The organism is Allobosea sp. CRIB-10 (genome assembly GCF_900112185.1).
Lineage (GTDB): Bacteria > Pseudomonadota > Alphaproteobacteria > Rhizobiales > Beijerinckiaceae > Allobosea.
Genome location: NZ_FOKP01000016.1, coordinates 1 through 15,961, shown reverse-complemented (window position 1 = coordinate 15,961; position 15,961 = coordinate 1). Strand labels below are relative to the sequence as shown.

Sequence of the window (15,961 nt, the reverse complement as noted above, 5' to 3'; positions counted from 1 at the left end):
TGTTTGCCTTTTGCGCCCGGCGCGCCATAACCCGCACTGAAGAATTGTCGTGAGGGAGCGCGCCGTGGCGGTCATCGAGAGCAAGGTCGATCTCAATTCGGCCGAGGCGCGCACCAATGTCGCGGCCTGGAGCACGCTCCGCGATCAACTGCTGGAAAGGCGCGCCACAGCCGCGCTCGGCGGCAATGCCCGCTCGCGCGAACGCCATACGGCGCGCGGAAAACTGCTGCCGCGTGAGCGCGTGCTGCGCCTGCTCGATCCCGGCTCGGCCTTCCTCGAAATCGGCTCGCTCGCCGCATACGACATGTACGACAAGGATGTGCACGGCGCCGGTATGATCGCCGGCATCGGCCGGGTTTCCGGGCGCGAGGTGATGGTCGTCTGCAACGACGCCACCATCAAGGGCGGCACCTATTACCCGATGACGGTGAAGAAGCATCTGCGCGCCCAGGAAATCGCGCGCGAGAACAAGCTGCCTTGCATCTACCTGGTCGATTCGGGCGGCGCGAACCTGCCGCACCAGACCGAGGTCTTCCCGGACCGCGAGCATTTCGGCCGGATCTTCTACAATCAGGCGACGCTGTCGGGCCTCGGCATCCCGCAGGTCGCGGTGGTGATGGGCTCCTGCACCGCCGGCGGCGCCTATGTGCCGGCGATGTCGGACGAGACGGTGATCGTCCGTAACCAGGGCACGATCTTCCTGGGCGGCCCGCCGCTGGTGAAGGCTGCGACCGGCGAGGTCGTCTCGGCCGAGGATCTCGGCGGCGCCGACGTCCATGCCCGGCTCTCGGGCGTCGCCGACCATTATGCCGGCGACGACACCCATGCGCTCGCGATCGCGCGGCGCATCGCCAGCAATTTCAACAGCGTCAAGCGGCCCGATATCGATCTCGCCGAGTCGGTCGAGCCGCTCTACGGCGCGGACGAACTCGATGCCGTCGTGCCGACCGACCTGAAGAAGCAGTACGACATCCGCGAGGTCATCGCCCGGCTGGTCGACGGCTCGCAGCTTGACGAGTTCAAGCCGCTCTACGGCTCGACGCTGGTGACGGGCTTTGCCCGCATCCACGGCATCCCGGTCGGCATCATCGGCAATAACGGCATCCTGTTCTCGGAGAGCGCGCTCAAGGGCGCGCATTTCATCGAGCTCTGCTGCCAGCGCCGCATCCCGCTGCTGTTCCTCCAGAACATCACCGGCTTCATGGTCGGGCGCGAGGCGGAGACGCGCGGCATCGCCAAGGACGGCGCCAAGCTGGTCACGGCGGTCGCCTCGGCGCGGGTGCCGAAGATCACCGTGCTGGTCGGCGGGTCGTTCGGCGCCGGCAATTACGGCATGTGCGGGCGCGCCTATTCGCCGCGCTTCCTGTTTGCCTGGCCGAATTCGAAGGTCTCGGTGATGGGTGCCGAGCAGGCGGCGAGCGTGCTCGCGACCGTGCGCGGCGACAATCTCGAAGCCGAGGGCAAGCCCTGGAGCGCCGAAGACGCGGAGGCCTTCAAGGCGCCGATCCGCGACAAGATCGAATCCGAGGGCTCCCCCTATTACGCCACCGCCCGGCTCTGGGACGACGGCATCATCCTGCCCTCCGAGACGCGCCGGGTGCTGGCGCTCGCCTTCTCCGCCTGCCTCAACGCCGAGGTGCCGGAGACCCGCTTCGGCGTGTTCCGGATGTGAGCGCGCCCCACAGGCGTCATTCCCGGGCTAGACCCGGGCATCTCAGGCAGGAGAAGGCTCCGATAGGTGCCTTCTCGTCATGAGATTCTCGGGTCTGCGCTGCGCTTCGCCCGAGAATGACGGCCAGGCCGTCAGTTCTTGGCCAGGCCGAGATCCTTCAGCACGCCGTTGCCGCGTTCGCCGAAGCTCTTCACATAAGCCTGCAGCTGCGCCGGCGTGTCCCAGACCGGGGTGATGCCGCGGTCGGCCATGCCCTTGCGGACATCCTCGCGCTTCATCGTGCGCTCGGCCGCCTCGTAGAGGATCTTGCGCCGGTCGGCCGGCACGCCCTTGGGCGCGGCGATGGCGAACCAGTTCTGATAGGTCCAGTCGAGGCCGGCCTCCTTGGCGCTCGGCACGTCGGGGAAGTTCGGATGACGCTCCTCGGTCATCATCAGGATGGTGCGGACCCGTCCGCCGTCGAGCATCGCCTTGGCCTCGATCGGCGAGCCGGTGAAGGCGCTGATGCCGCCGGCGGCGAGGTCCTGCAGCGCCGGGGCGCCGCCATTGCTGGGCACCCAGCGGATCTGGTCGGCCGGCAGGCCGGCCGCCTTCATCAGGCCGCCGGAGGCGATGTGCCAGGAACCGCCGGTGCCGGTGCCCGATGAAGTGAAGGTGCCCTTCGGGCTGTCCTTCACCGCCTTGATGAAGTCGGCGATGGTCTTGTAGGGCGCGTCGGCCTTGACGGTGACGCCGGCCGGAATGAGCGAGACGCGCGAGAACATGTCGACGCTGTCGACTGTCAGGTCACCGAGGCCTAGCGTCTTGAAGAATGACAGCTCCGGGCTGACGCCGCCGATGGTGTAGCCGTCCGCCGCGCCGGTCGCGATCGCGGTATGGCCGGTGACGCCGCCGCCGCCGGTGCGGTTGATGACGTTGACCGGCTGCTTCAGCTCCGCCTCCAGCCCGTTGGCGAAAATGCGCATCACCGCGTCCATGCCGCCGCCGGCGGCCCAGGGCACGATCAACTGCACCGGCCGGTCCGGAAAGGCGTAGGCCGGCGCAACGCCGATGGCGAGCGCGCCCAGGGCCAAGGCGAGCGTGCGGAATCCCTTCATCTTACTCCTCCCGTGCTTGTCATTGTCTCTTGCATGCAAGGAGTAGAGCGCTCCTGTCTCTGCGGCAAGAGTGTATGCGGAATTTTGTATGCAGGATATCGCAGAGCGTCCTCGCATGGCGGCGATCGCCTGGTCGCAATGGCGCGCCGCCGGCCGGCGCGATACGAAATTCAGCACCAAAAGAGCAGGCGCAGCGCTGCCAATGGCATGGGGGACCACGATGGTTTCAGTCAGACGGCTGGTTCCGGCGGAATGGACACAGGCCTTTCCCGTCGTCGCGCAGTTGCGGGCCGCACTCGACGAGGCCGAGTTCCTGAGCCGCGTGCAGCGGCAATCCTTCTCCGGCTATGAACTCGTCGGCGCCTTTCACGATGGCGCGCTGGTCGGGGTGCTCGGCATGCGCCCGGTCCATACGCTGGCGCGCGGGCCGCATCTGCATGTCGACGATCTCGTGGTCGATGAGCGGGTCCGCAGTGGCGGGATCGGCAAGGCGCTGCTCGCCTTCGCCGAGGAGGATGCGCGAGCGCGCGGCCTTACCGCCGTCTTTCTCGACGCACGCCGCGAGGCGATCCCGTTCTACGAGCGCGAGCGCTACGCCTTCCATCCCGCGCCGTCGATGAAGAAGCTGCTCGGGCGGGGGTGAGGCTGCCGGACTGCGGTAACCCGGCCGCAATGGTGTGCCACCGGGAACCGCATCGCACCGATCGCAGGCCGGGTGCGGCCATTCGCGAGGGGCTGAGCGGCCTGGTCTCACGTGGGCACGCAGGTCTTCCTGACATTGTCCCAGACACCATCCTGGCAGGGAACGTCCGCGAAGTCCGCGAGCATAGTCAGTGCGATCGCCGCGAGGCAGATGAAAACAACGATCGCAATGCCGATCATCCAGATCTTCACCCCGTCACTCCTGGTCTGGTCGTTCTCATCAGGCTCGGAGAGTCCGGATCGTCGCGCGAGCTTGTCCTCGGGTCATAGCGGAACCGCCGTCGTCTCCTTCGCGGTCTTGTTCACGACCATGGTGTAGTAGCGCGTGACATTGCTGCCTTCGCCGAACAGCAGCTCGCACAGCGCCGTCACCTCGTCCATGTCGGCGACGCGCAGCATCAGCATCACATCGGTCTGGCCGGTGACGCCATAGGCCTGGACGACAGCCGGCTGGCGCGCCGCCAATTCGAGGAAACGTCGCCGGCTCGGCTCGTCATGCCGCGCGAGCTCGACGGCGATGATCACCTTCAGATTCTTGCCCGCCTTGACGGGATCGAGGATCGCGACGGTGCGCAGGATCAGCCCGGCCTGTTCCAGGCGCCTGATCCGCCGCAAGCAGCTCGACGGGGCGAGCCCGACCTCGTCGGCCAGCTGCGCATTGGTGCGCGAGGCATCGGCCTGCAGCAGGTTCAGCAGCTTTCTGTCGATGCGATCCATCACGGCGAACCTCGGTGAGCGTCGTGCAATAAAATTGCACGAAGTCGGCGATTTTGACCACTGCCGCGCATGCATCGGCGCTAGCGTCCCGGCACCAAGCGAGGATTGCCGCCGATGCCGCTCCAGACCCAATTCCAGCGCAAGACGATCGAGACCTTTGTCGTCTACCGCGAGCTCGTCGTGGTCATGGTGCCGATCGCGATCGCGACCCAGGCGCTGGCCGAGTTCGGGGTTATCAAGGCCGTCTCGCCTTGGCTGGCGCCGGCGATGCAGCTTTTCGGCCTGCCGCCGGAGCTGGCCCTGGCCTGGCTGACCGGATTGCTGGTCGGGATGTGGGGCGGCATCGTCGTGCTGTTCACGCTGATCCCGACGCTGACGCTCAGCAGCGCCGACATGACGGTGTTCTCGGCCCTGCTGCTGCTGGCGCATGCCATCCCGGTCGAGCAGCGCATCGTCGCCAGGGCTGGGCCGAATTTTTGGGCGACGTCGATCATCCGCATCGCCGGGGCGATTGTCTTCGCCGCGTTGCTGCACCAGCTCTTTGCCGCGACCGGCTGGCTGTCGCAGCCGATGGCCCCGGTCTGGACGCCCGCAGTGGGCGAGGCCGGCTGGCTCGGTTTCTTCTACGGGCTGGCCAAGACGCTGGTCGTGATGCTCGCCGTCCTGCTCGCTCTGTCCTGGGCGATGGAGCTGCTCAGGGCGGCCGGTATCCTCGATCTGCTCTACAAGGCGCTCGCGCCGCTGTTCCGGCTGGTCGGCCTGCGCCAGGAGGCGCTGCCCTTCACCACCGTCGGCCTGCTGCTCGGCATCTCCTATGGCAGCGGGCTGATGCTGGCCGAGGTGCGCCGGCAGCCGATCGAGCCGCGCCAGATCTTTCTTGCCAGCGTCTTCATGGGCTTCGCCCACAGCCTGATCGAGGACACGCTGGTCGTGGTCGCGCTAGGGGCGGACCTGACCACCGTCCTGTTCGGACGACTGCTGTTCGCGATCGTGGCGACGGCGGCCATCGCCTTCGTCCTCGACAGGTTTTCCAGCGCTCCGGTCGCGCAGGGTGACACTGCGAGCCGCTTTAACCCAAACTGAACGCCTCGTGCACGGCGCTCTGCACGCCGCCGCCCATGACCGGGCCGCCGCCGGCGACGTGGATGGCGTCGCCGACCAAGGCGGCGCCGAGGCCGTGGCGCGGCGTCAGCATCGGGGCGTATTGCTCCCAGCCGTCGCTCGCCGGGTCATAGGCCTCCATCTGGCCGAAGACGCGGTTGGTGCCTTCGCCGCCCATGATGAAGACCTTGCCGCGATAGAGCACGGCGCCATGGCCGGAGCGGGCGGTCGGCAGTGGGTTGCGCGGCGCCCATTTGTCGGTCGCCGGGTCATAGGCGTGGTGCAGGTTCGAATTGGTGTGGAACGAGTCGACGCGGCCGCCGATGACGTGGATCAGATTGCCGATCACGAGCGTGCCGGTGTGGTCGCGCGCCGTCGGCATCGGCGTGCGCTCGCTCCAGGCATCGGCCTTCGGATCGTAGACGCGGTGCCAGGCGACCGAGGTCTTGGTGTCGGTGGTGTCGCCGATCGCGCCGCCGATGGCGTGCAGCACGCCGTTCAGGCCGACGATCGCGGCCGAGCCGACCGGGCGGGGCAGCGGGGCGATCTGCGCCCACTTGTCCGCCCTGGGATCGTAGACGAAGCATTGCGGATGCGGCTTGCGGTTCTGCTCCAGGAAGCCGCCGATGGCGTAGAGTTTTCCGTCGAGGAAGGCTACGCCGACATGGTTGGCGCCCTGCGGCAACGGCGCGCCGTCGCTCCATTTGTCGGCCTTGGGATCGTAGACATGGTGGTAGGCCCGGTCGGTGCGCTGCTCGCCATAGCCGCCGACGATGTGCATGCGGTCGTCATGCGCCGCCGCCCAGGCCATTTCCGAGCGCGGCAGCGGCAGCAGCGCCTTCGTGCTCCAGCGTCCCGGATTGGCGGCCTTGGGCACCGGTGAATCGAAGACGTTCTGCGAGGCGGCGAGCTCGGGCTTGCCGATGCGGCCGGGCTGGTTCAGCCGCTCGTAATGGCCGCCATGATGCTCGTGGCCCGGTTGCTGGGCGAAGACCTGGGCGGCGAGACCGGCGGCCCCGGCGGCGATGAAACTGCGGCGGCTCAGGCTGGTCATGATGCGTCCTCCCATGGTGAACCTACGGCCCGCACGGGCGTTGGCAATGGGTCCCGCCGGCGTGCAAGCTGGCGATGGAATCACGACCTGGTGAAAGGCGAGCCGCATGACGCGCTGGCAATGGCTTCTGGCGCAGTTCACGCGACGGCTCTGGGTGCGCTCGGCCCTGTTCTCGCTGCTTGGCGCGCTGACGGCGCTCGTGGCGATCTGGCTGAAGCCGTTCATTCCGCCGGCCCTCTCGGTCCGGATCGGCGCCGACGCCGTCGATAATGTGCTCGGCATCATGGCATCGAGCATGCTGGCGGTGACGACCTTCTCGCTCGGCGCCATGGTCTCGGCCTACGCCGCTGCGGCGACCGGCGTCACGCCACGGGCGACGATGCTGCTGCTGCAGGACACCAAGGCCCAGAACGCGCTCTCGACGTTCATCGGCGCCTTCCTGTTCAGCATCGTCGGCATCGTGGCGCTCAGCACCGGCGTCTATGGCGGCGAGGGGCGCGCCGTCCTCTTCATCGCGACCATCGCTGTGATCGCCCTCGTGGTGGTCACCCTGCTGCGCTGGATCGAATACCTGTCGCGCCTCGGGCGGCTCGGGGAAACGACCCGGCGGGTCGAGGAGGCCGCAGCCGAGGCGTTGCGCGAGCGCCGGCGAAAGCCGCATCTGGGTGCCTTGCCGCCGCCAGCCGGGGGCATGCCGGAGGGCGTGCCGATCCTTGCGAGCGAGACCGGCTATCTCCAGCATCTCGACGTCGCGGCGCTCGACAAGCTGGCGCAGGCGGCCGGCGGGCGCATCGACGTGCTGGTACTGCCGGGCGCATTCGTGGCGCGCGAGAGCATCCTCGCCCGCTCGAGCCGCCGGCTGGAAGAGGAGCAACTCGGGGCCGTGCAAAAAGCTTTCAGCATCGGCGACATGCGCTCCTTCGACCAGGACCCGCGCTTCGGCCTGTCGGTCCTCGCCGAGATCGCCTCGCGGGCGTTGTCGCCGGCGGTCAACGATCCGGGTACCGCGATCGACGTGATCGGGCGCGCAGTGCGGATCCTGTCGATTTGGGCCGGGGAGGGCGCGGACGAGGCGCCGGCCTGCCGGCATGTCACGGTCCCCGGCCTCGACGAGCACGACCTGCTCGACGACGTGTTCACGCCATTGGCGCGCGACGGGGCAGCGCTGGTCGAAGTCGGCATCAGGGTGCAGAAGGCGCTCGCCATCCTGGCAGCCGCCGGCTCGGGCCGGCTGACGCCGGCTGCGCTGCGCCACGCCGAACTCGCGGCGGCACGTGCCGTGGCGGCGCTGACGTTCGAACCGGACCGGCGCGCAGTGGTCGAACTTTCCGCAAGGGTGCGCGCTGCGGCGAAGCTGGGCGACTGAGCCGGCACGCAGCGCGGGCATCGCGGTTGCGCGGCGGGTCCGCTTCAGCATACTGCATGCGCTGTTATCGTGCGGCACTTGAAACGGTTGAAATTGCAAAAAGACGAGGAAGCGCATGTCTGGGCATAACAAGGTCGCGATCATCACCGGTGCCGGCTCGGGCGTCGGCCGGTCCGTCGCCATCGCCTTCCTGAAGGATGGCTACCGCACCGTGCTGGCTGGGCGCCGCATCGATGCGCTGGAAGAGACGATCAAGCTCTCGGGCGCGCCGGCCGAGCAGGCGCTCGCGGTCTCGACCGACGTCACCGACAAGAAGTCCGTCGAGGCGCTGTTCGCCAAGACCAAGGACAAGTTCGGCCGCGTCGACGTGCTGTTCAACAATGCCGGCGTCAATGCGCCGGGCGGCGTGCTGCTCGAGGACCTCTCGCTGGAGGATTGGCAGAAGGTGGTCGACACCAATCTGACCGGCCCGTTTCTGTGCACGCAGGAAGCCTTCAAGGCGATGAAGTCGCAGGAGCCGCGCGGCGGGCGGATCATCAACAACGGCTCGATCTCGGCACAGGTGCCGCGGCCGAATTCGGCCGCCTATACCGCGACCAAGCACGCCATCTCCGGCCTGACCAAGACCGCCTCGCTCGACGGACGCAAATACGACATCGCCGTCGGTCAGGTCGATATCGGCAATGCGCTGACCGAGATGGCGAAGAAGATGACCACCGGCGTGCCGCAGCCGGACGGCTCGATCAAGGTCGAGCCGGTGATGGACGTCGGCCATGTCGCCACCACGGTGCTGCACATGGCCGGCCTGCCGCTCGACGCCAACATTCTGTTCGTCACGGTGATGGCGACCAAGGCCCCGCTCGTCGGCCGCGGCTGAGACGCTCATCGCCAACCGGCGCCGCCAGGGCGGCGCCGGCTGGTTTCGCGCCTATTTCTCGTCCCAGATCTGGCGGTCGATCTTGCCGGCGAGCTCGGGATACTGCGCCGCATCGAAGCGCGGCGTTCCGGTCTTGCGCTGGGCCAGGAAGTCGGCGGTCAGCTTCGCCACCGTGCCCGAGAGCAGCACGATCGCGATCAGGTTGATCGAGGCCATCAGGCCCATCACCGCATCGGCGGCGTCGAACACGGTCGCGACGCTTTCATAGGCGCCCCAGATCACCATCGCCAGCGAGCCGAGCCGCAGGATCGTCAGTCCGGTCGGCCCATTGGCGCCGAGATAGGTCATCGCGTTCTCGGCATAGGCGTAGTTGCCGATGATCGAGGTGAAGGCGAAGAAGAAGATCGCCACCGCGATGAAATAGCGCCCGGCCGCGCCGATATGCACCGTCATCGCCTCCTGGGTCAGCGGCGTGCCGGTGATGCCGGAGCCGGGCACCAGCTTTTGCGAGAGCAGGATCATGATCGCCGTCGCTGTGCAGATCAGGATCGTGTCGATGAAGACGCCGAGCGCCTGGACGAAGCCTTGCGACGAGGGATGGTGCGGGTTCGGCGTCGCCACCGCGGCGATGTTGGGGGCCGAACCCATGCCGGCCTCGTTGGAGAACAGGCCGCGCTTGACGCCGTTCAGCATCGCCGCGGCGATGCCGCCGCCAGCGGCCTCCAGCCCGAAGGCGCTCTTGACGATGAGGGCGAACATCGCCGGCACCTCGGCGATGTTCACGACCAGCACGTAGATCGCGACCAGGAGATAGGCGATGGCCATGAACGGCACGACATATTCGGCGACGCGGGCGATCGTGCTGATGCCGCCGAAGATGACGACGGCCGAGAGCACCGCGAGCGCGACGCCGACATAGATCTTGTCGAAGCCGAAGGCGCCCTGCATGGCGTCGGCGATCGAGTTGGCCTGCACAGCATTGAAGACCAGGCCGAAGACCAGGATCAGGCAGAGCGAGAACAACACGGCCGCCCAGGGCGCGTTCAGCCCCTTGGCGATGTAGAAGGCCGGGCCGCCGCGATATTGCCCGTTCTCGTCGCGGATCTTGTAGAGCTGCGCGAGCGTGCTTTCCGAATAGGCGGTGGCCATGCCGACGAGGGCGACCATCCACATCCAGAAGATCGCGCCGGGGCCGCCGAGATAGAGAGCGACCGCGACGCCGGCGAGATTGCCGGTGCCGACGCGCGAGGCGAGGCTGGTGCACAGCGCCTGGAACGGGGTGATGCCGCTCTTGTCCTCGACGGGGGCATTGAGCACCGAGCGGAAGAGCTCTGGAAAATGCAGGATCTGAACGAATTTCAGCCGCAGGGTGAAGAAGATGCCGACCGCCAGCAGGCCGTAGATCAGCACGTAGCCCCAGAAGACGGTGTTGAGGAATCCAATGATCGCAGTCATGCCGATTTGCCCCCGCCAAAGAATGTTCTGAAAGTTCGATCCGATCGTCTCGTCGCGGCCGCCTACAGCGTCGCGCTCGATAAGCGGTGCCTAAGTGACTTTCTCCCTGAGGTTGCGTCGTGCCAGCTAAACATGCGCCCGGTGCGTTGGAAAGGAAGTTTGGCTTGCTGTGCAGGCTGATTGGGCGAGAGTGGCCGTGACGCGGTGCGGAGCTTCCAGTGGCGAGCCTTGAGCGTTCAGCAGAGATTCAGAGCGAGCAGGGCCATGCCGCACCGGTCGATCCCAAGGTCGGGCGAGCCTATCGCCTGACGATCTGGGGCATCGCGCTCGGCATCCTGATCTTCGCCGGCAATGTCGTGCTCTGGGCGATTGCCGTCAGCAACAACCAATTGTTCAAGGACGGCGTCGACTGGGTCTACGACGTCGCGCTCTACGGCATCGCCGCGCTGGTCTTCGGCCGCGACGAGCGGGCCGAGAAGCTGGCGGCGCTCGGCATCGGCGCGGTGATGGCCGTCGCCGGCTTCCACACGCTCTACGATCTCTGGGACAAGATCCTGCGGCCGCGGCCGATCGAGCTCTTCACGCTCGGCTTCTCGGCGGCGAGCGCGATCCTGATCGCCTATCTCATCATCGGCGTACTCTGGCGCTTCCGGGCCGAGACGAATCCGGTGATCAAGGCGACCTGGCTGTCCTCGCGCAACGACGCGATCTCGACGACGGGTTTTGCGCTGCTCGGCCTCGCCGCGCGGCTGCTGCCGGTACGCTGGCCCGAATACCTGTTCGACGTCTTCGTCGCCTTCCTCTGCTTCCAGGCGAGCTGGGCGATCTGGCGGGCGACGCGTGCCGATGCGAAGTCCGACGTGCGCAACAAGGCAGAGACAGGCGCGCAAGCCGGGCTATAACGAGGGCATCGGTCGAAGGATGCCCTCATGTCGATTGCCGCCAAACTGCCCTCCATTCTGATCGCCAATCGCGGCGAGATCGCCTGCCGGGTGATCCGCACCGCCAAGCGGCTCGGCCTGCGCACCATCGCGGTCTATTCCGACGCAGATGCCGAGGCGCTGTTCGTCGAGATGGCGGACGAGGCCTATCGGATCGGCCCGGCGCCGGCGCGCGAGAGCTATCTCGATGCGCAGAAAATTCTCGCCGTGGCGAAGGAGTCTGGCGCCGCCTGCATTCACCCGGGCTACGGCTTCCTCTCCGAGAATGTCGAATTCGCCGAGGCCTGCGCGGCCGCCGGCATCGTCTTCGTCGGCCCGCCGGCCTCCGCCATCAGCGCCATGGGCCTGAAGGACGCGGCCAAGGCGCTGGTCGAGAAGGCCAATGTCCCGGTCGTGCCGGGCTATCACGGCGCCGAGCAGGGCGTCGATTTCCTAAGCCAGGAGGCCGAGCGCATCGGCTATCCCGTGCTGATCAAGGCGGTCGCCGGTGGTGGCGGCAAGGGCATGAAGAAGGTCGATCGGCCCGAGGACTTCGCCGACGCTCTGTCGAGCGCCCAGCGCGAGGGCAAGAACGCCTTCGGCGATGCGCGCGTGCTGGTCGAGAAATACGTGCTCTCGCCGCGCCATGTCGAAATCCAGGTGTTCGGCGACAGCCACGGCAATGTCGTCCACCTCTACGAGCGTGACTGCTCGCTGCAGCGCCGCCACCAGAAGGTGATCGAGGAAGCGCCGGCACCAGGCATGACGCCGGAGGTGCGCGCCGCCATGGGCAAGGCGGCGACGGAAGCGGCCAAGGCGGTCGGCTATGTCGGCGCCGGCACGGTCGAGTTCATCGCCGACGGGCGCGACGGCCTGCGCGCCGACCGCTTCTACTTCATGGAGATGAACACTCGCCTCCAGGTCGAGCATCCCGTCACCGAGGCGATCACCGGGCTCGATCTGGTCGAGCTCCAGCTCAAGGTCGCCGCCGGCGAGCCGCTCGGCTTCACGCAGGAGGATGTCCGGGCCGAGGGCCATGCCGTCGAGGCGCGGCTCTATGCCGAGGACCCGGAGAAGGGTTTCCTGCCCTCGACCGGCAAGCTCTGGGCGCTGCAATTCCCGCAGAGCGAGGACATCCGCATCGATACCGGCGTCGAGGCCGGCGATTCGGTGACGCCGTATTATGACCCGATGATCGCCAAGGTGATCGCGCATGGCCGCACCCGCGACGAGGCGCTCGACCATCTCGCCTTCGCGCTCGGCGAGACCATCGTCGCCGGGCCGCGTACCAATCTCGCCTTCCTGAAGAAGCTGGCCGAGGCGGAGGGCTTCCGGAAGGGGCCGTTCGATACCGGCTTCATCGAGCGCAACATCACGGCGCTCGGGGCCGAGCCGCAGCCGCTCGATGCGGCGGCGGTCGCAGCGGCAGCCTTGCAGCTTGAGGAGGAGCGCCAGGTGGCTGTACTAGACCTTGCCGTAGAGCGGACCGGCGACGAGGCCAAGTCGCCCTGGCTCGACGCCGATGCTTTCTCGCTGATGCCGCGCCCGGCGCTCGGCCTGCCGCTGCTGGTCGATGGCGAGCGGATCGAGGCCAAGATCGAGTGGAACGGCGACGATGCGCGCGTCTCTTTGCCGGGCCATCCGCTCGATGAGGGCGAGCATGAGGTGACGCTCGCCCGGGCCGAAGGCGGAACCTATCTCGCATTGCATCGCGGCCGGCAGACGGCGGTCGCGCTGTTCGACCCGTTCAGCGTCGATCTCGATGCGGAGGCGGGGGCGGGCGGCGTGATCAAGGCGCCGATGCACGGCAAGCTGATCGCGCTCTTCGTCACGGCTGGCGAGGCGGTGGTGAAGGGCCAGCGGCTCGCCATCGTCGAAGCGATGAAGATGGAGCACGTCCTGACCGCCCCGCGCGACGGCACCGTCACCGAACTCGGCGCCGAGCCGGGGGCGCAGGTGGCCGAGGGCGCGAAGGTGGTGGTGCTCGGGGAGTGAGCGCTCCCCCTGACAGCGGAGGCGCGGGGAACCCTCTCCTGGAAGGAGAGGGCAGGGTGAGGTGTAGGCCGTTTGACCAGTTCCGCGAGCGGTCGCGTTGTTACGTTCCAGCCAACGATTCAGCTGCCGAACACCTCACCCCTACCCCTCTCCTTCCAGGAGAGGGGATCCCGCGCCTGTTTCGGCTGCCGGCTACGGGCTGTCCAACGCCACGATGGCCCGCTCGGCCACGCTGAGGTTGATCTGCGCCAATGGGTCCTCGTCTTCGGCGAACCAGGCGGCCGAGAGCCCGCACCAGGCCAGGACCCATTTGAGCAGGCGCTCGCGCTCCAGGCCGGATTTGGCCAGCACGATCTCCAGCCGGCGCTCGAAGCGGCCCGGCACGGTCGCGACGGGCGGCTCCGGATCGGCGAGATCAGGATCGCAGAACAGGATGGTGTATTCGAAGGCGCGGTCGCCGATCACCGATTTCGGGTCGATGGCGAGCCAGCCCCTCCCTTCGAAATCGAGCACATTGTCGTGGTGCAGGTCGGCATGCAGCGGCATGATCTCGCGCTGCGTGGGCAGGAGTTCGCTTGCCAGTATGGCGGAGCGCGCAAGGATGCCGCCGTGCTGGGCTGCCGCCGGGAACAGGTCATTGAACCAAGTCTCCAGCGGGATCAGGCCTGAGGGCGCCGGGCCGCGCGGCTTCTGCAAGGCGGCGATGGCGTCGCAGAGGATGGCGGTGGCCTCGTCGTCGCCGGCCGCGCCGCCGCGGGCCATGGCCGCGAGCGAGTGCGTACCGGTTGCGCGCTCGATCAGCATCGCCTCGCCATGTTCGCTGCGGGCGAGGAGGCGGGCGGCGCCGTCGCCGTTCCAGTATTCGAGCGGCAGGTAGCCGCGGCGCTCATCCTCGACCTCGGGCAGTTTCAGCATGGCCGGCCGGCCATCCTGCAGGACAGGCAACAGCCGGCTGGCATGGGTTCTGATCGGCTCACCGGCGGGTTCGAGGGTCCAGCGGGTGAGCCAGGGCGAAAAGGCGTCGGTCGGCATCGTCTGCCTATTCCGTCATTGCGAGCGTAAGCGAAGCAATCCAGAGGGATTGTGCGGGCGCTCTGGATTGCTTCGTCGCTGCGCTCCTCGCAATGACGTCAGAGCTTAGTCCGCCGCCCGTCCGCGGCCCAGCAGCGGGTATTGCTCGACCTCGTAGATCTGGCCGGAGACATGGCCGCTCTCCTCCGACAGCCAGAAGGCGGTGTGGGCGGCGATCTCGGCCGGCTGCATGATCTCTCCGAAGGGGGCGAATTCGAGCGGCACCTCCTTCTCCCAGCCCGGCTTCTTGCCCTCGCGCTGCTGGGTTGCATCTTCGTTGGCGGTGAAGGTCCAGCCGACATTGAGCTGGTTGACCCGGATATGCTCGCGCCCGAGCGTGTTGGCGAGGTTGCGCGTCATCGTCATCAGCGCTCCCTTCGACATCGAATAGACGGTGAGATTGGAATTGCCGCACCAGGCGTTGATCGAGCCGACGGTGAGGATCGAGCCGCCGGATTTCTGCAGGCGGAAGGCGCGGATCGCCGCCTCGGCGCAGAGCAGCGGCGCACGGGTGTTGATCGCGAACATATGGTCGAAGAACGCAGCCGTCGTCTCGCCCAGCACGCCGCGCGGATAGATGCCGGCATTGTTGACGAGGCCGTCGATGCGGCCGAAGGCCTTTCGCGTCGCATCGACCAGTGTCTGGGCCGTCGCCGGCTCGGCGAGATCGCCGATCGCGCCAGAGGTCGCGGGGCCGAGCTTGCGGCAGGCGGTATCGACCTCGTTCTGCTCGCGGCCATGGATCAACACCTTGGCGCCCTCGGCGATCAAGCGTTCGGCCATCGCATAGCCGATGCCGGTCGAGGAGCCGGTGACGAGAATGGCCTTGCCTTGCAGTCCGCGCATGTCGTGCCTCCGTTCGGGTCGGTGGCCTTAGTAGCCTGCGCGAGCGGCGCCGTCATGGCCGCGCTGGCGCGGGCCACCCCGGCGTCTCTGCCGTCATGCTCGCCCTTGTGGCGAGCATCCACGTCTCGGACACCGCGTTGCATCAGGAAAGACGTGGATGGTCGGGACAAGCCCGACCATGACGGGGAAGGGTTCGTCGGCTTGTGGAGAAAGGCTCCGGGCTCTGGCGAGGCGCCTCAGTGAGGATTAGGTTGCCCGCCATGCCGCTCCATATCCTCAAGCTCTGCGTCGGCGCCGAATCGATCAGCGATCTCGAAGCGTGGATCGTCGAGCGGCAGACGCAGCGCCGCGCTCGCGGCGAGCCGTTGGAGCAGCTGCACACCACCCGCATGGTGCCGAAGCGGATCGAGGAGATCGTCAACGGCGGCTCGCTCTACTGGGTGATCAAGGGCCAGGTCTCGGCGCGCCAGCGCCTGATCGACATCCGCCCCTTCACCGACGGCGAGGGCATCGGGCGCTGCCATCTGGTGATGGAGCCGGTGGTGGTGCCGGTCGAGCCGAGGCCGTTCCGGCCGTTCCAGGGCTGGCGCTACCTGCAGGACAAGGACGCGCCGCGCGACATCTCCGAGCGCGGCGGCGATCTCGGCGTCATGCCGGAGCAGATGCGCCGGGAGCTGGCGGAGCTGGGGCTGCTGTAACTTTACGGAACGCTTAGGCTGGCGGCTGCGAAACGCTTCGAAGCCTTATGCCGAGGTTCCTACATCATGGTGGAAGCGCCACCCATCGCGGTCAGGCGCATGTGACGTGAACCACCATGTTCAGGATTTTTGCTCGCATTGCCGCTTTCGCCAAACGCCTCAACGCGCGCCTGACACGCGGCGTCGAGATCCGCGGCCGGCGATTGGCTGGGCTGACGGCTCTCGCCGGCGCCCGGCCAGTTGCTGTCGGTCATCTCAAGGCGCTGCCCCGGGGCAAGACCGCTATCGCCGCCCACTAGGGTCTAAACTCAACGGCCAGTTTGTGATTCAAGCAGGTCATGGGAGAGGTAAGTTCCATGAGCCGCTTGTTTTGGTTGAATGACGAGCAAT

General features: G+C 67.3%; 16 protein-coding genes. 8 read left to right on the top strand and 8 right to left on the bottom strand.

Annotated features, from left to right (window positions below):
* Nucleotides 1-73 precede the first annotated feature (73 nt).
* Nucleotides 74-1,672: a carboxyl transferase domain-containing protein gene (locus BMZ69_RS18980; RefSeq protein WP_244543441.1), complete on the top strand. Its 1,599-nt coding sequence runs from the start codon at nt 74-76 to the stop codon at nt 1,670-1,672.
* Nucleotides 1,673-1,803: 131 nt separating this feature from the next.
* Here BMZ69_RS18980 and BMZ69_RS18975 read toward each other — a convergent pair whose 3' ends face one another.
* Entirely contained in the window at nt 1,804-2,769 is a 966-nt protein-coding gene (locus BMZ69_RS18975) for a tripartite tricarboxylate transporter substrate binding protein (protein WP_175506871.1), read from the bottom strand.
* A 220-nt stretch (nt 2,770-2,989) separates the two neighbouring features.
* On the opposite strand from BMZ69_RS18975, the gene BMZ69_RS18970 reads away from it, so the two are divergent.
* The gene (locus BMZ69_RS18970; protein WP_092159482.1) at nt 2,990-3,412 is read left to right on the top strand and encodes a GNAT family N-acetyltransferase; all 423 of its coding nucleotides are present in this window, start codon (nt 2,990-2,992) and stop codon (nt 3,410-3,412) included.
* A gap of 107 nt (nt 3,413-3,519) precedes the next feature.
* Here the strand turns inward: BMZ69_RS18970 and BMZ69_RS31665 are convergent, their stop codons facing one another.
* Both BMZ69_RS31665 and BMZ69_RS18965 read right to left on the bottom strand, forming a co-directional pair.
* Entirely contained in the window at nt 3,520-3,663 is a 144-nt protein-coding gene (locus BMZ69_RS31665; RefSeq protein WP_175506870.1) for a hypothetical protein, read from the bottom strand.
* A gap of 72 nt (nt 3,664-3,735) precedes the next feature.
* Nucleotides 3,736-4,188 carry an Lrp/AsnC family transcriptional regulator gene (locus BMZ69_RS18965; RefSeq protein ID WP_092159480.1) on the bottom strand — a complete coding sequence of 151 codons (453 nt, stop codon included), beginning with the start codon at nt 4,186-4,188 and terminating at the stop codon, nt 3,736-3,738.
* Nucleotides 4,189-4,302: 114 nt separating this feature from the next.
* On the opposite strand from BMZ69_RS18965, the gene BMZ69_RS18960 reads away from it, so the two are divergent.
* The gene (locus BMZ69_RS18960) at nt 4,303-5,271 is read left to right on the top strand and encodes a nucleoside recognition domain-containing protein (RefSeq protein ID WP_092159478.1); all 969 of its coding nucleotides are present in this window, start codon (nt 4,303-4,305) and stop codon (nt 5,269-5,271) included.
* On the opposite strand, the gene BMZ69_RS18955 is transcribed toward BMZ69_RS18960, so the two are convergent.
* Nucleotides 5,258-6,343, bottom strand: a complete 1,086-nt coding sequence (locus BMZ69_RS18955) for a Kelch repeat-containing protein (protein ID WP_092159476.1) — start codon at nt 6,341-6,343, stop codon at nt 5,258-5,260. The two genes, BMZ69_RS18960 and BMZ69_RS18955, sit on opposite strands and share 14 nt — an antisense overlap.
* A gap of 106 nt (nt 6,344-6,449) precedes the next feature.
* On the opposite strand from BMZ69_RS18955, the gene BMZ69_RS18950 reads away from it, so the two are divergent.
* Both BMZ69_RS18950 and BMZ69_RS18945 read left to right on the top strand, forming a co-directional pair.
* A complete protein-coding gene (locus BMZ69_RS18950) occupies nt 6,450-7,709 on the top strand; it encodes a DUF2254 domain-containing protein (RefSeq protein WP_092159474.1) in 1,260 nt (419 codons plus the stop codon).
* 115 nt (nt 7,710-7,824) lie between these two features.
* A complete protein-coding gene (locus BMZ69_RS18945; RefSeq protein ID WP_092159472.1) occupies nt 7,825-8,586 on the top strand; it encodes an SDR family oxidoreductase in 762 nt (253 codons plus the stop codon).
* A 51-nt stretch (nt 8,587-8,637) separates the two neighbouring features.
* On the opposite strand, the gene BMZ69_RS18940 is transcribed toward BMZ69_RS18945, so the two are convergent.
* Complete coding sequence (locus BMZ69_RS18940; RefSeq protein WP_092159470.1) at nt 8,638-10,041, bottom strand: alanine/glycine:cation symporter family protein; 1,404 nt, start codon at nt 10,039-10,041, stop codon at nt 8,638-8,640.
* 218 nt (nt 10,042-10,259) lie between these two features.
* On the opposite strand from BMZ69_RS18940, the gene BMZ69_RS31660 reads away from it, so the two are divergent.
* Together BMZ69_RS31660 and BMZ69_RS18930 are read left to right on the top strand one after the other, a co-directional pair.
* Nucleotides 10,260-10,943, top strand: a complete 684-nt coding sequence (locus BMZ69_RS31660) for a cation efflux transmembrane domain-containing protein (RefSeq protein ID WP_092159468.1) — start codon at nt 10,260-10,262, stop codon at nt 10,941-10,943.
* 27 nt (nt 10,944-10,970) lie between these two features.
* Entirely contained in the window at nt 10,971-12,956 is a 1,986-nt protein-coding gene (locus BMZ69_RS18930; RefSeq protein ID WP_092159466.1) for an acetyl/propionyl/methylcrotonyl-CoA carboxylase subunit alpha, read from the top strand.
* Nucleotides 12,957-13,148: 192 nt separating this feature from the next.
* Here BMZ69_RS18930 and BMZ69_RS18925 read toward each other — a convergent pair whose 3' ends face one another.
* Nucleotides 13,149-13,988 (bottom strand): aminoglycoside phosphotransferase family protein, encoded by an 840-nt coding sequence (locus BMZ69_RS18925; RefSeq protein WP_092159464.1) that lies wholly within the window; start codon nt 13,986-13,988, stop codon nt 13,149-13,151.
* Between the two features lie 105 nt (nt 13,989-14,093).
* Nucleotides 14,094-14,873, bottom strand: a complete 780-nt coding sequence (locus tag BMZ69_RS18920) for an SDR family NAD(P)-dependent oxidoreductase (RefSeq protein ID WP_092159462.1) — start codon at nt 14,871-14,873, stop codon at nt 14,094-14,096.
* A gap of 260 nt (nt 14,874-15,133) precedes the next feature.
* Between BMZ69_RS18920 and BMZ69_RS18915 the strand changes: the two genes are divergently transcribed.
* Entirely contained in the window at nt 15,134-15,571 is a 438-nt protein-coding gene (locus BMZ69_RS18915; protein ID WP_092159460.1) for a DUF1489 family protein, read from the top strand.
* Between the two features lie 59 nt (nt 15,572-15,630).
* On the opposite strand, the gene BMZ69_RS31215 is transcribed toward BMZ69_RS18915, so the two are convergent.
* Nucleotides 15,631-15,825 (bottom strand): hypothetical protein, encoded by a 195-nt coding sequence (locus tag BMZ69_RS31215; RefSeq protein WP_139219094.1) that lies wholly within the window; start codon nt 15,823-15,825, stop codon nt 15,631-15,633.
* Between the last annotated feature and the right edge of the window lie 136 nt (nt 15,826-15,961).